Source organism: Streptomyces sp. NPDC022910 (assembly GCF_055561075.1).
The window spans coordinates 211,788-225,486 of record NZ_JBVHHL010000001.1 but is presented as its reverse complement, the minus strand read 5'-3'; the positions used below and the strand labels follow the sequence as shown (position 1 = coordinate 225,486).

The 13,699-nt window shown below is 69.9% G+C and carries 15 protein-coding genes and 1 pseudogene; 11 read left to right on the top strand and 5 right to left on the bottom strand.

The annotated features are described in order from the left end of the window. Positions 1–16 precede the first annotated feature (16 nt). The 5 genes and pseudogenes from ACZ3TS_RS01215 to ACZ3TS_RS01195 form a co-directional block, all read left to right on the top strand. Positions 17–265: a hypothetical protein gene (locus ACZ3TS_RS01215; protein WP_467612282.1), complete on the top strand. Its 249-nt coding sequence runs from the start codon at positions 17–19 to the stop codon at positions 263–265. 86 nt (positions 266–351) lie between these two features. After that, positions 352–1,050: a response regulator gene (locus tag ACZ3TS_RS01210; RefSeq protein WP_467612279.1), complete on the top strand. Its 699-nt coding sequence runs from the start codon at positions 352–354 to the stop codon at positions 1,048–1,050. Between the two features lie 12 nt (positions 1,051–1,062). Then, on the top strand, positions 1,063–1,911 hold the full coding sequence (locus ACZ3TS_RS01205) for an ABC transporter permease (RefSeq protein WP_467612276.1): 849 nt from the start codon (positions 1,063–1,065) through the stop codon (positions 1,909–1,911). Between the two features lie 162 nt (positions 1,912–2,073). Continuing rightward, a complete protein-coding gene (locus ACZ3TS_RS01200) occupies positions 2,074–2,358 on the top strand; it encodes a hypothetical protein (RefSeq protein ID WP_467612273.1) in 285 nt (94 codons plus the stop codon). 250 nt (positions 2,359–2,608) lie between these two features. Beyond that, positions 2,609–2,807: pseudogene (locus ACZ3TS_RS01195) on the top strand (sensor histidine kinase); the annotation flags it as partial. A gap of 323 nt (positions 2,808–3,130) precedes the next feature. On the opposite strand, the gene ACZ3TS_RS01190 reads toward ACZ3TS_RS01195, so the two are convergent. From ACZ3TS_RS01190 to ACZ3TS_RS01180, 3 genes are read right to left on the bottom strand one after another with little or no spacing between them, the layout of a single operon-like run. Then, complete coding sequence (locus tag ACZ3TS_RS01190) at positions 3,131–4,408, bottom strand: COG4705 family protein (protein WP_467612270.1); 1,278 nt, start codon at positions 4,406–4,408, stop codon at positions 3,131–3,133. A 50-nt stretch (positions 4,409–4,458) separates the two neighbouring features. Continuing rightward, on the bottom strand, positions 4,459–5,715 hold the full coding sequence (locus ACZ3TS_RS01185) for a sensor histidine kinase (protein ID WP_467612267.1): 1,257 nt from the start codon (positions 5,713–5,715) through the stop codon (positions 4,459–4,461). Then, the gene (locus ACZ3TS_RS01180) at positions 5,706–6,359 is read right to left on the bottom strand and encodes a response regulator transcription factor (RefSeq protein ID WP_467612264.1); all 654 of its coding nucleotides are present in this window, start codon (positions 6,357–6,359) and stop codon (positions 5,706–5,708) included. Before ACZ3TS_RS01180 ends, ACZ3TS_RS01185 begins: the two co-directional genes overlap by 10 nt. Positions 6,360–6,415: 56 nt before the next feature. On the opposite strand from ACZ3TS_RS01180, the gene ACZ3TS_RS01175 reads away from it, so the two are divergent. The 4 genes from ACZ3TS_RS01175 (at position 6,416) to ACZ3TS_RS01160 (ending at position 9,116) form a co-directional block, all read left to right on the top strand. After that, positions 6,416–6,676, top strand: a complete 261-nt coding sequence (locus tag ACZ3TS_RS01175; protein ID WP_467612262.1) for a hypothetical protein — start codon at positions 6,416–6,418, stop codon at positions 6,674–6,676. Positions 6,677–6,818: 142 nt separating this feature from the next. Then, positions 6,819–7,604: a COG4705 family protein gene (locus ACZ3TS_RS01170; protein ID WP_467612259.1), complete on the top strand. Its 786-nt coding sequence runs from the start codon at positions 6,819–6,821 to the stop codon at positions 7,602–7,604. A 53-nt stretch (positions 7,605–7,657) separates the two neighbouring features. Next, a complete protein-coding gene (locus tag ACZ3TS_RS01165) occupies positions 7,658–8,086 on the top strand; it encodes a BlaI/MecI/CopY family transcriptional regulator (RefSeq protein ID WP_467612256.1) in 429 nt (142 codons plus the stop codon). Positions 8,087–8,090: 4 nt separating this feature from the next. Then, a complete protein-coding gene (locus tag ACZ3TS_RS01160; RefSeq protein ID WP_467612253.1) occupies positions 8,091–9,116 on the top strand; it encodes a M56 family metallopeptidase in 1,026 nt (341 codons plus the stop codon). Between the two features lie 386 nt (positions 9,117–9,502). Here the strand turns inward: ACZ3TS_RS01160 and ACZ3TS_RS01155 are convergent, their stop codons facing one another. Together ACZ3TS_RS01155 and ACZ3TS_RS01150 are read right to left on the bottom strand one after the other, a co-directional pair. After that, a complete protein-coding gene (locus ACZ3TS_RS01155; protein ID WP_467612250.1) occupies positions 9,503–10,180 on the bottom strand; it encodes a phosphatase PAP2 family protein in 678 nt (225 codons plus the stop codon). A gap of 438 nt (positions 10,181–10,618) precedes the next feature. Beyond that, a complete protein-coding gene (locus ACZ3TS_RS01150) occupies positions 10,619–11,287 on the bottom strand; it encodes a DedA family protein (RefSeq protein WP_467612247.1) in 669 nt (222 codons plus the stop codon). A gap of 326 nt (positions 11,288–11,613) precedes the next feature. Here ACZ3TS_RS01150 and ACZ3TS_RS01145 point away from each other — a divergent pair, with 326 nt between their 5' ends. Then, positions 11,614–12,948, top strand: a complete 1,335-nt coding sequence (locus ACZ3TS_RS01145; RefSeq protein ID WP_467612245.1) for an MGDG synthase family glycosyltransferase — start codon at positions 11,614–11,616, stop codon at positions 12,946–12,948. Then, positions 12,945–13,697: a polysaccharide deacetylase family protein gene (locus tag ACZ3TS_RS01140; protein WP_467612242.1), complete on the top strand. Its 753-nt coding sequence runs from the start codon at positions 12,945–12,947 to the stop codon at positions 13,695–13,697. Before ACZ3TS_RS01145 ends, ACZ3TS_RS01140 begins: the two co-directional genes overlap by 4 nt. The last annotated feature ends 2 nt before the right edge of the window (positions 13,698–13,699 follow it).

Sequence of the window (13,699 nt, the reverse complement as noted above, 5' to 3'; positions counted from 1 at the left end):
TCCCATCGTGCGGATCATGACCGCAAGGCACGTCCTCGACGACCAGCCCCTCACCCCCGTACACCAATTGGCGAACAAAGTGCCGGAGCTCACCGTCTACTTCTGGATCACCAAGATCCTGACCACCGGCATGGGCGAGACGGCGTCGGACCTCCTGGCCCGAACGCTCGGCCCGGTACCGGCAGTCGCACTCGGCGGCCTCGCTCCGGCCGCCTCCCTCGCCGTCCAGTTCGCCCTGCGCCGGTCCGTCGCCTGGGCCTACTGAACCGCCGTCGTCATGGTCAGCGTATTCGGCACCATGGCAGCAGACGTTCTGCGCGTCGGCCTCGGCGTGCCGTACACGGCGTCGACATGGCGACCGAACTCTGCCCCGGCGTCGTTCTCATCGACGTCCGCGGCCCGGCGTGGAGGGCATCGAGGCCCCACGCCGAGCGAACCGAAGGCGGCATCCGGAAACCTCGGCAGGCTGAGAGCAGGCTCAGAGGATCGTGTGGCATGGTCCGACATCCCATCTCGGGCCTGCACCCACAGGAGGGAGCGATGGATCGCAAAACCACCCCCATGCCGCTGTTGCGGCCCGACGGCGGTGCCGTACGGATCCTCGTCGTGGACGACGAACCCGACACGGAGTACGTGGTCAGCACGGTGTTGCGCCACCAGGGCTGGCAGGTCCGCAGCGCCGTGGATGGCGCCGGTGCCGTGGCCCAGGCCGAACGCTTTCGCCCCGACGCCGTGGTACTCGACGTGCTGTTGCCCGACCTCGACGGCCCCGCCGTGGCTCGGCGAATCCGAGCGCTCCTGCCTGAGGTCTCCGTACTCTTCCTAACCGCCTGCGATGTTGCGAACACCGGGATACCCGCGGGCGATGCCTACCTGGTCAAGCCGGTCGGTCTCGCACAGATCGTCGCGCGGTTGACCTCTCTGCTGCGCCAACACCTCCGCCGCAGAGGCCAGATGCAGGGACCAGGCCAGTGGACGATCAGCTGTCCCCCTGGCTGGGTGTGTCCGTCTAGCCAAACAGCCCGCAGACCCGCAGCCCAACAGCGATGAACGGTGAGACGCATGACCTCCGCCTCGACCAGCCTTCTCCCTGTCGATGCCAACCTCGGCTGGGCGCTGGCCGTGCTCCTCGCAACAGCTGTGGCGGTTACCGCCGCGGCCCGTTTGTCCCCCGATCAAGGCTTTGGCCGAGCTCGCGAAGTCCTGACTGCGGGAGTGCGGGCCGCCGTGCAACTCCTAGCCGTATCCGCGGTCATCGGATGGGTGGTGTCCTCCCGCGCCGGCCTGCCGGCGTACCTGATCCTGATGTACGCGGTCGCCGTACGCACTGCAGGCCGACGGATCACCGCGAACGGCTCCTGGTCGTGGGCAGCCGTGCCAATCGCAGCGAGTGTGGTACCAGCCATCGCCCTCCTTCTGGCCACCGGGCTCGTCCCGCCCCGCGGCATAGCCGTCCTCCCGATCACCGGAATCCTGATCGGAGGTGCCCTCACTGCGACCGTCCTGGCCGGCCGCCAGAGTCTCTCAGCGCTCGCGCAACGCCACGGTGAGGTCGAGGCCGGTCTGGCACTCGGAATGACGGAACGCGATGCCAGGATCGAGATCGCCCGGCCCGCCGCCTCCGACGCGCTGCTGCCGGGGCTCGACCAGACTCGTACCGTCGGCCTGGTAACCCTGCCCGGCGCTTTTGTCGGCATGCTGCTCGGCGGAGCCGACCCACTGGTCGCCGGAGCCGTTCAACTCTTCGTCCTCATAGCCCTGATGGCCATTCAAGCCGTGGCTGTGACGGTCACTCTTGAACTCGTGGCCCGTTGCCGCATCACCGCCGAGCAACCAGGCGGGCCCCGAGCGACACGCACCCGACGGTTCTCCGTGCACCGCCAGCGGACGCCGGTCACGCCACAACCGTGACACCGCTGCCGACCCCATGCACGGGACAGAAGCCACAAGGCCCGCGAGTCAACGCTCACTTGCCCCCACGCGTTCAGGCACGTCGCACGCATCGCCACACCAGCCCCTTCTACGCAGTGCAGGCTCCCGCCCATTGCCGAGCGGGCGCAGACGGAGGAGATGATGTACGACTCGAAGAGGCCCGTCGACCAGACCAAAGAGGAGGCCACGGCCCAGGCCGACCGAGTCGTGCAATGGCTGACCAGCCGCCTGGAAGTCGAGCAGGCGCTGCAGGCGCCCTTGGACTCGGACTTCGCTGACGCCGTTGAGGCGGCAGCAGCCCTGGCTACCGCCCATGGCCTTCAGCACGGCAAGCGTCGAACCAAAGCGTACGAGCCGAAGACCCCGCTTAGGGAATACGTCCGCTCACGGTGGAAGCGGCTCAACGGCCGGGGCGGACAGTCGTAGAGATCGCCGAGCAGATCCGCTTCCTGCTCCGCCACGGCTGCGCGAGCTGGCCAGTACTGCTTCAACAGGTACAAAGCGTTACTGGCCGCTCTGTTGGCACCGAAGGACGTTGTGCCTCGCGGTGCTGCCGCCGTCTTCAAGGCCACCTACCGGCAACAGGCCAAGGTGCACACCTGCCTGACAACCGTGTCGACGGGCCCGCTTCCCGACGTGCTGATCGCCATCCTCGCCGCCCGGACCGAGGACATGACGTATCGTCAGCCCGCTGCTGGCCAACGCGGTCCGCTACGCCGACTCCACGGTGACCGTGTCCGCACGGCCGATGGCGGGCGGGGTACCGGAGGAGTTCCTGGCTGAGCTCTTCCAGCCCCGGCCGCCACGCCGATCACGACGACGGGGACGACGGCGCGGGCCTCGGACTCCCGCTCGCGCGGCGCCTGGCCCAGGCCCGACCGTGCCACGGACTACCTGAACGCATCCTGACTGCCGTGCGGCATCCGCCGCCCCGCCGTCCGCGTCCGAGCAGCATCGTGCCATGACACCTCCCGGCCACGGCCTTCTCATTGCGGCGCTCCGCCCTTCCCCGTCCGCCTCCTGGAAGAAAACCGCCCTGAACCAACCCGCCAGCACCGTGCGCCGTCAAGGACGCGCAGCAGCTCGGGCAGCACCTGGTCGAAGGTGGGCGCGTCGGCGACCACTGCATCACGGATCCCGTGCCCCGCGAGAGCGTGATCGGCGGCGGCCTCAGGGGAGTCGCCGCCGATCAGGTCCGTCAGCGCATATCTGTGAGGAGGGTGTTGAGTTCAGCCTCCTGGTGGGCCGGCGACATCGGCGGGTTCGGGTGGTCGATGCCGAAGGTCTTCAGGACCTGGTCCATCTGGGCGTCGAGGAACGTCCAGCCGGTGTTGTCCAGCGGCTGCAGCGAGGCTTGGTCGGCATCCCAGAGGTCTCGCAGCGACTGGGCGGCTGCGTGGGCCCCGGTCGCGTTCCCCGACTGTGCGTCCTTGAGTGAGGTCGATGCGAGTGTCCTCAGTGCGTCGACCTTCGTGGACGGGAAGTTCTTCACGGCCTGGCCAGGGGCGAGTTGAGCGGTGGAGGTGGCGTCGGTCTCCGGCGCTGGGCCGACGTGCGGCTGGCTGTGCGCCCAGACCAGCAGGCCCCCGGTGGCGACGGCGAGGAGGCCGAAGCCCGCCAGCGCGATGCGCTCCCTCTGCGGGTTGGCGGTGATCTGCGGGGTGTGCGTAGCGTCGTAGGTCTCGGTCACGTCGGAGCGCGTCACCGTCAGGTAGATGACGGTCGCCAAGATCAGGCCAAGGAAGATCAGGCTGGTGGTGAAGGTGCCCAGCGCGAGGCCGGTCGGGTCGCCCGGGTTCTGCGCGACCTTCGGGGAGGCGAGCCAGTCGCCGATGTTGGCGCCCAGCGGGCGGGTCAGGATGTAGGCGAGCCAGAAAGACAGCACCGGGTTCGCGCCGAACTTCCACAGCAGCGTGATCGCCGCGATGAGGCCGAGCGGCAGCAGGACCGAGACTCCCGGGCTCCAGCCGGTGAGCTCGAGGGTCCAGTCGCCGGTCGCGGTGCCGAGCGCGAAGGTGACGAGCACGGCGAGCCAGTAGAACGACTCACGCGGCAGCGTCGTGACCGAGTGGATCGAGAGGGTGCGCTCGCGTAGCCACCACACGCCGAAGACCACGGCGAGCAGGACCGAGAACACGGCGGAGCTGATCCACAGCGGCACGTTGAGCTGGTCGGTCAGGATGTCGGTGTACAGCGTGCCCGTGACACTGACAACGACCACGGTCAGCCAGTACGGGAACGGGACGTACCGCTTCAGCCGCAGCTGGACGCCCAGAACCACCACGAACACCGCGGTGAAGATCCAGGCCGTGTTCACCAGACCGACGCCCAGCTTCATGTTGATCCAGTCGGCGAAACTCTCACCGACGGTCGTGCAAAGGACCTTGATCACCCAGAACCAGATGGTGACCTCGGGAACCTTGTTCAGCATCAGCCGCCCGCTGCGGTGCGTGCGGGCTTCGCTCGTCGTTGTCATGCGACGAGGTTGGCTCGGCCAACCTGCACACAACCTGACTACGTGATCGCCTAGGGTGTGGGGAAGGTCACCTCGACGCGACCGTGACCACCCGCGATCGCACGGACTGCCACTCCCGCGGACGCGGCGAGACGCTTTACCACGGCCAGTCCCAACCCGTGCCCGTTGCCGTTGGTCACGCCGGCTTCGAAGACCCGGTCGACCTCCGCCGGATCGAACCCCGGGCCATCGTCGAGGACATCGATCACGACGCCCTGGGGCTGGATCCGCGCCGTGACCCAAACCCGCGAGCTCGCATGCCGCAGGCCGTTCTCCAGCAGGGGTGACAACACAGCCACGACGAGTTCGGTTGCCACGGCGACGTCGACGTTGGTCGGGATGGCGAGTTCGATGGAGCGACCGGCGATCGCCTGTCGCGCCGCCGCTCTGAGATCGCAGCGGGTACCGCCGTCGATCCGTGTGCGGGCGGCACTCAGAATCGTCGTGATCGCCGTGTTCAGACGGTCGACCTCGGTCAGAACAGACTCTGGTGCGAGCTGGTGACCGGAGAGTTGCGCCAACTGTGCCTCGCCCCGCAGGGCCGTCAAGGGTGTCCGCAACTCGTGGGCGATCTCATCGGTGAGCCGGCGCTCGTCCGCGAGCGCGTTGTCTATGCGGTCAAGTAGGCGATCGAGAGTTCGCCCGAGCTCCCCGAATTCATCGCGAGGAACGCCGAGGTTGAATCGGCGCCCGGGTTCGTGATCGCCCCAGTCGTCGGCAAGAGCGGCCATTTCGTGAACCACCCGCAACGCACGACCCACCACGAGGTGTGCGACGACGCCTGCGAGCAGGATCGAGATGCCGCCCAACATGAGCGACATCGTCAGGCTGCGCTGCTCCGACGTCTCGTACGGCGTCAGATCCACCCTCACGACCGCCATGACGTGGTGGCCTTCGAGCCGGATTGGCTGGGCATACAGAAGGTGACTGCCGACCGTGGTGGTTTGGGACTGCCCGGAGCCGACAAGCGCATCGACGCGGTCAAGGACGCTGCCCGGCACGATCCCGTCAATGAGGTGCCCATCGGCATACACCCACGAGACCGTGTCCAGCGCTTCGTTGCCGCTCTCGATCAGCACGACGTGGCCACCGCGTACGGCTACGTTCGCCGCCACCGCCTCTGCACGTGTATGCGCCAGAGCGTTCGCGTCGGCGTCGGTCACCTGGCTCAGCAACACGTGTGAGACCACCACCAGCACTGCGACCACCGCGGTCGCGATCAGAACCGCAAGCGCGACGACCCTTCCACGGAAGCCCGTCACTCCCATCGATAGCCCACCCCACGGACCGTCGCCAGGCGATCGGCCACGCCCAGCGCACCGAGTTTGGTCCGTAGCCGGCGAACGAAGGAGTCAAGGGTGTTGTCGCTGACCTGCGCGCCATGCGGCCAACCGGCAGCAATGAGGGCGTGGCGGCGTACAGCGTCGCCCTGCGAGGCGATGAGCCTGCCCAACAACCGAAACTCGGTCGGCGTCAGGCTCTCGCTTGTCGAACCGTAGATCACGACATGTTTCGCCGGATCGAGAACGACACCCCTTGGTGGGGTCGTCGCGGTTGTTCTGCGGAGCAGGGCGCGGACCCTCACCAGCAACTCCGGGATGTCGAACGGTTTCGTCATGTAGTCGTCGGCTCCCGCCTCGAAGCCGCCCACCTTGTGACGCATGCCATCCAGAGCGGTGAGCATCAGCACCGGGGCATCAACACCACGTGCTCGCAGCGCCAAGCAGACATCGCGGCCATCAGCGTCCGGGAGCCCTAGATCCAGGACGATCAGGTGAGGGATCGGCTCAAGGTGCCGCAGCAGGCTGGCCGCCGTAGAAGCGACCGCGATCGTATGGCCGTCGTGCTCAAGTGCACGCTTGAGGACGTCGCGGACCGCCGCGTCATCCTCACACACCACAATAAAAGCCACACGCTGACCCTAGGTACTCCCGCGAGAGTTCTCCATTATCCCTGGTCAGCGCACTGGTGGTCCGCGAGATCCGTAACGGCTTCTACTTCCGGTGCGGCTGGACGGTCCTCGCCCCCGGCGAGCGCTTCGCGCTCGACCGCATCGTCCTGCCCTTCAGGCTCAGCCACCGCGATGGCCTCCGCCCCGGCCGTCGCCGCCCACGTCGTCACACCCCCGGCGGCTTCCGCGCTGTGCAGTCACGGACCTATCTCATCGCGGTTACCGGCACCCCGATGACGGTCACGACGGCCCGCGCGCCGCCCATATCATCCTCGTAACCACCCTGACCAGGCGCTCTGGCGAGGCATTCAGGTTGGGGTCAGGTTGAACGCGCGGTAGTGAAATTCATGCACCAGAAGTCCCCAAGCGACGGCAAAAGCGTCTGGGGCGGCGGGAGATGGCCATGCCATCGTGCGGACCATGACCTCAGACCGTCTCCTCGACGACCGCCCCCTCACCCCCCTGCGCACCATGGCGAACAAGGTGCCAGAAGTGACCGCCTACTTCTGGATCATCAAGGTTCTCACCACCGGGATGGGCGAGACCGCTTCGGACCTGCTGGCCAAGCTCCTCGGCCCGGTGCCGGCTGTCGGTCTCGGTGGTCTCGCCCTGGCGCTCTCCCTGGCCGTGCAGTTCGCCGTGCGCCGATACATCGCCTGGGTCTACTGGACGGCCGTCGTCATGGTCAGCGTCTTCGGCACGATGGCCGCCGACGTGCTGCACGTCGGTCTCGGCGTGCCATACACCGTGTCCACCCCGCTCTTCCTCGTCGCGCTGGCCGCGGTTTTCGCCCTCTGGTACGCCGTCGAGCGCACCCTGTCCATCCACAGCATCACCACCCGCAACCGCGAGCTCTTCTACTGGGCAGCCGTCCTGGCCACCTTCGCCCTCGGCACCGCCGCCGGCGACCTCACCGCGACCGCCGGATTCGGCTACCTCGGCTCAGTCGTCCTCTTCGCCGTGGCGATCTGCGTTCCCGCACTCGCCAACCGTTTCGGCGTCCTGGCCGCCGTGCCCGCCTTCTGGACGGCGTACGTCATCACCCGCCCCCTCGGCGCATCCCTCGCCGACTGGATGGCACTCGGGCACGCCCGTGGCGGCCTCGGGTTCGGCCTCGGTCCGGTCACCCTCGCTTGGACGGTCGCCATCGCCTGCTTCGTCGGCTACCTGGCGGTCTCGCGCAAGGACACGTCCTACGACAAGTAGGAGGCGGGCGGGTAGCCTGTACGCAACGAGAGCGAGGGAAGGCGGACGGCGAGGTGGCGGGCCAAGGAGACGAGGAAGCCCACGAGGCATCCGGCAGGCGTGCGCGGGGCGAACTGGAGAGCGATGTGCTCGCCGCGCTCTGGGCGGCCAACGGGCCGCTGACCGCGCGGGATGTCCGGGGACGGCTGCCGGGCGACCTCGCCTACACGACCGTACTGACCATCCTGTCCCGGCTGTACGACAAGGGCATGCTGGCACGGCACCGCGAGGGTCGTGGCTATGCCTACGAACCGGTCCGCGACGAGGCGTCGCACACGGCCCAGCGCATGCACTCCCTGCTGAAGGGCGGCTCCGACCGTCAGGCGGTACTGGCCCGCTTCGTCTCGGAACTGTCCGAACAAGACGAGCACCTGCTGCACCAGCTGCTGTCTGGGCACGACGACATACTCCCCGACAGCCGACGCTCACCTGGGAAGCGGTGAGCCGGTGCTGATCAGCGTCTACATCCCTTTCCTTGTCACGGCGACACTCGCCGTGCTCGCGCCCCCCGTGGCGCACCGGCTGCCCCCGCGCCCAGCGGCCCTGGCGCTGGCCTGTGCCGCGCTGGTGGCGGCGGCAGGCTGGGCGGGATCACTCGCCCTGCTGGCTTTCACCAGAGTGGCGCAGATACCGCAGATCGCCGAGGAGGGCCGCTGGTCCGTGTCCGCACTGCGCTCCCAGGACCCCGTCTATGCCGTGGTCGCGGCCGTCAGCACCCTGGTGCTCGCGGTCTGCGTCGTCTCACTCGGCGTGGCCGCCGCCCGGCAGGGCCACCACCTGCTCCGGGCCCGGCGGGAGTGCGCCAAACTGCCCGGGCACACGGAGCTAGCCGTACTTGATGACGACGTCCCGGTGGCCTTCGCGCTGCCTGGGGCACCGGGTCGGATCGTCGTCTCCCGGGGGATGCTGCGCCGCCTCAGTGACGCCGAGCGCGAGGCGCTGCTCGCCCACGAGCGGGCGCATCTGCGCGGGCGTCACCACGTCTTCCAGAGCGTGTGGCGGCTCACGGCCGCACTGAACCCGTTGCTGCGGCCGGTGGCCGTCGCGGGCAACTTCGTCCTGGAGCGCTGGGCCGACGAGGAGGCCGCCGAGCGGGTCGGTGACCGTACGGTCGTCGCTCACGCCGTGGGCCGCGCCGCGCTGGCATCCGCCGGTGCGTCCCGTCCCGCCGCGCTGGCCGCGACCGGCGGGGCGGTGCTCCAGCGGGTACGGGCCCTGCTGGCCCCACCGCCAGCCCGCCGGAGCCTGCCCTTGCTGGCGGGCGGTCTGCTGCTGGCGGTCTGCTGCGCCAGCCTGGCCAACGCCGCCTCGGACAGCGACCGGATGCTGGACAGCGCCCAGTGGGCACTGTGCACGGCACATGCCGACACCGCCACCGCCGCGCCGACCAACCACGACGATGACCCTGGGCACGGACCGCACGGCTGCTGTGCCAACCCCGATCGTCCGGAGCATGGAGAGCGGCACTTCTGACCTGCCCGGCGCCGGTGCTCACCCCGTCACGCGGTTGCCCGGGCGGACCGGCAGGAGCTCGGTGAACGTGGCCGGTGCACGGCTCGCCAGGGCGAGCCGGCCGCCGAGCGAGAAGGACAGTTCACGGGCGAGCGAGCCCGATGCCGGTGCCCGGCCCGGCGCCGGTGTGCAACGACTCGGCGGCGCCTGCGATCCCGATCGCCTTCTACGCCGGGTGTGCGTCCGCCGACACCGGCGGCCACAACGACAAAATCAGGATACGGCCGTCGTAGTGGTGTTCGGCTACCGGCTTCTGACCGGCCGGCTGTCCCTGGTGCCGGGACTCCTGGTCCTGGCCGTTCTGGCACGCCGCAAGGAGATGTGAGGCTGCGCTGTCGGACGGGTGGTCATAGTGGATCCCCGGTCGAAGCGGCTTGCCGGGCCGGCTGTGTGGTGGCGGTGGGCTCGGTCGTCAGCAACGGGCGCAGCGCCCCATGACTCAGGGAGCCGACCAGCGGGGCGGCCCAGCGGCGCAGTGCCGAGCTGATGAGGAAGGCGACGGGGAGGGCGAGGGCAGCGGAGCCGAGGACGTCATGGGGGTAGTGGGCGCCGACGTAGACCCGGCTGAAGCCCTCCAGTACGGCGAACACGGCGGCGACGGCGCTCAGCCGGCGGTCGAGCAGGAACAGCGCGGCCACGCTCGCGGCGGCAACCGTGGCGTGCCCGCTGGGGAAGGCGTAGTCCGAAGGTGCCGGGCAGGTGTCGACGAGGTAGGCGTGGGGCATCGACCGGCAGGGCCGCACCTCCGCGACGAGCTTCTTGACGACCTCGGCGGCGGCGAAGGCGGTCAGGACGGCGATCGGCGCGGCCAGCGCGAGGGTCATCACCTGCGGGCCACGGCGCCGTGCGGTCCACCAGCCCGCGATCATGAGGATCGCGAAGACCCCGAGACCTAGGTTGGTCCACACCTCCATGGGTGTGTTGAGCCACTTGGTGTCACGGGCGAAGTCGGTGACCGAGGTGAACAACGAGCCGTCGATGCCGGATCCGTCGAGGGCCAGTTGCGCGGTGGCGGCCGCGGCCATAGGGAGACGTCCTTCCGTCCTTATGAGTGCGTCGAGTGCTCACGGGATGAGCGAGCGGCTATGGGGTTCGGGCTGTGTCACCGGTCGCCTCGCGCCTGCGAGGTGACGTTTGGGTCACATGGCGACGACGCCAGAGTGATCGCCCAGCAAATCTACTACATCTTGTAGATGAAAGGATGATGGGCCACCGCCGTGCAGTGCGGCCAAGGTCGGGGTCTGCCCGGCAGCGGCCGCGGAGACCGGCACCTGGCGGGTCGAGCCCAAGGTGGGGGCGACGTTGTGTCCACCAGGTCGGATTGCCCCCGATCGGGGGCAAGGGGTTGCGAACGGGACGAGTCCACGCGGTTTGCCAGGTTCATCTGGTCCCGGGAGTCGACTACCGGCCTGCCTGTTCAGCGACGTGAATTCACCGCCCGGGAGGCCACCTGGTCACCGACGTCACACCCGCCCGGGGTCAGACGCGGACGGGGCCCGCGCGTCCGCCGCGGATGCATCACGGTCCGCCCCGGCCAGGACGGAGGGCGCCCGGCGGGTGCGCAGCCACTCGACGACAGGAGGGAGCAACCCGGCGGCGACTACAGCGGCGATGACAGGCGCCAGGTACGCCACCCCGTGCCGCCCGCTCTCGCCGAGCGCGTAACCGGCAAGCACCAGCGACTGCGACCAGACGATTCCGGCCAGGGATTGCCACAGGGTGAAGGATGCGGTCGGCATGCCCAGCAGCCCGGCCGCCGGGTGGACCAGGGTGCGCACCACCGGGACGAACCGCCCCAGCAATACCGCCCGCCGGGGCCCGTAACGCGTGAACAGCGCCTCGGCCCGGCGCGTGCGGGCCTCACCCCGGCTCCCCGGCCGGCGCAGCCGCATCGCCCGGCCGCCGCGCCGTCCCAGCCAGAAGCCGGTCTGCGCGCCGGCGAGCGAACCCACGCCTGCGCATGCCAGCACGAAGGGCAGTGACAGCCGGGCCGCACCGAGCGTACTGAGTGAGCACGCCAGTCCGGCCGGCAGCAGCAGGGTGTCACCGGGCAGGAAGACGCCCACGGCGGGCAGGGCGGTCTCGGCGAAGACCACGACCAGTACGGCCCACGCTCCGAACCTCGTCAGCATCGCCTGTGGATCCAGTGATGTCGCAATGGTCGTGAGACCTGGCGCCATCGGCGTCCCTTCCCTCGGTACACCACCGCTGCATCTACATCTCGTAGTGACTTGACCGGCACCAACCGGGATGCCGAAGCTTGGGTCGCCGCCGGATTCCCATCCCGCGACAACCGTTTCCCAAGTTCTACATCATGTAGTAACTTCGCCTCTCGGCACCACAGCGGTCGAGTCGTGGCCCTGGCCCGCGCACAGGCGCGGCCTCGGCCTGCCCGCAGCGCCGTCTGGACCGGGGCATGCCCGGCGTGCCCCGTAGCCCATCAGGAGGCTGATCGACCGTGGTCCACCGTGACGACCTGGCGCCGGAGTCGGCGCCCTCGCCGTCCGCCGCACCGCCGCAGGGCGATGCCGGGCGGATCGCGATCATCTCGGCCGGTGTCGGCGCGGGACACGACGGTGCGGCCGCGGGGCTGGCCGAGCGGCTGGCCGAGCACGGGTACCTGGTGGACCGGCACGACTTCCTCGACCTGCTGCCCGCCGGTACGGGCCGGCTGCTGTGCGGTACCTACCACCGCATGCTGACCTGGATACCGGACGGCTACCAACGCCTGTACGCGGCCACCGACCGGGCCGCACGCCCCGGCGCGGTGTGGCGGGCACTGTTCCGCGCAGCCGAGCAACGCACACTGCGGGCGCTCGCGCCGGACACCCGCGCGGTCGTCTCGACCTACCCCGGCGCCAGCCAGGTCCTCGGCGCGCTGCGCCGGCGCGGCAAGCTGACGGTGCCGGCCTTCACCTACCTCACCGACTTCTCCGTCCACACCCTATGGGTAGCCCCTGGAATCGACGCCCACCTGGCCGTGCACCCGGTGCCGGCGGCCCAAGCCCACGTACAGGGCGCGGCCGCCGCCACCGTCGTCGGTCCGGTCACCGATGCACGCTTCACCCCCGCAACCGCCGGGCAACGGACTGCCGCCCGCGAGCGGTTCGCCCTGCCCGCGGACGCGCCCCTGGCCCTGCTGGTCGCCGGGTCGTGGGGGGTCGGGCCGGTGCGACGGGCCGCTGCCGAGATACAGGAGACCGGGGTCGCGGTGCCCGTGGTGGTGTGCGGACGCAACGCGGCCCTCGTGGAGGAGTTGCGCGGGGACGGCGTCGAGCACGCTTTCGGCTGGGTGGACGACATGCCCGGGCTGATGCACGCCTGCGACATCCTGGTGCAGAACGCGGGCGGACTGACCTCGCTGGAGGCATTCGCCGCCGGGCTGCCGGTGGCCAGCTACCGCTGTATCCCCGGTCACGGCCAGACCAACGCGGACGCCCTGGAAGAGGCGGGCCTGGCGGCCTGGATCCGCGACCCGGCGGACCTCGGCCCGGTGCTGGCCGAACTCCTCCACGGACCGCGCGGTCGGGCCCAGCGCGCCGTGGGACTCGATCTGCACCGCCTGGCTCCCGGACCGGTAACCGCCATCGCCGCCAGAACCGGGCAGCAGCCGCCGCCGGACGCACAGCCTGCGGTGAGGCGCTTCCCCGGCCGACGACGGATCGCCCTGACAGCCGTCACCGTGGCGGCCACGGCCTGTCTGGGCGTCGCCGCCCCGCTGGCCTACGCCTACAACGAGACGCCCGCCCGCTTCACCGCCGTCGCCCATTACCTGGATGGAGACGGACGATGACCCCGGCCCGTCTCGCCCGTGCCACGGCGCTCGCCTCGGCAGCGGCGGTGCCCGCGCTCGCGGCATTGCACGCGGCACCCGTGATCTCCACGTTCGGGCCGCTGCGCAACGTGGCCATGCCACGCCTGGCCGGCCGAGGCCGGCCGGATCACGTCGCGCTCACCTTCGACGACGGCCCCGACCACCTGTCCACCCCGCGCTTCCTCAACTTCCTCGACGCACGCGGGCTGCGTGCCACCTTCTTCCTGCTCGGCTCGATGCTGGCCCGCTCACCGGAGCTGGCTGAGGAAATGGCCGCGGCCGGGCACGAGATCGCCGTCCACGGCTGGCACCACCGCCCGCTGCTGCTCCGCGGTCCCCGCGCCGCCTACGACGACCTCGCCCACGCCCGCGACGCCGTGGCCGACGTCACCGGCAGGCCACCCGTACTCTTCCGGCCGCCGTACGGGGTGATGAGCAGCGCCGCGCATCTCGCCTGCCGACGCCTCGGCCTGACCCCGGTGCTGTGGACCTGCTGGGGCGAGGACTGGCGCAGGCGGGCCACCCCTCAGTCCGTCGAGCACACCGTACTGACGAACCTGCGCGGTGGCGGCACCATCCTGCTCCACGACTCCGACTGCACCTCCGCCACCGGCTCCTGGCGCACCACCCTCGCTGCGCTGCCCCGCATCCTCGACACCTGCCAGGAACGCGGCTGGCAGGTCGGCCCCCTGCGCGAACACGGCGTCCCCGGCCTGCCCCGCCGGTGAGC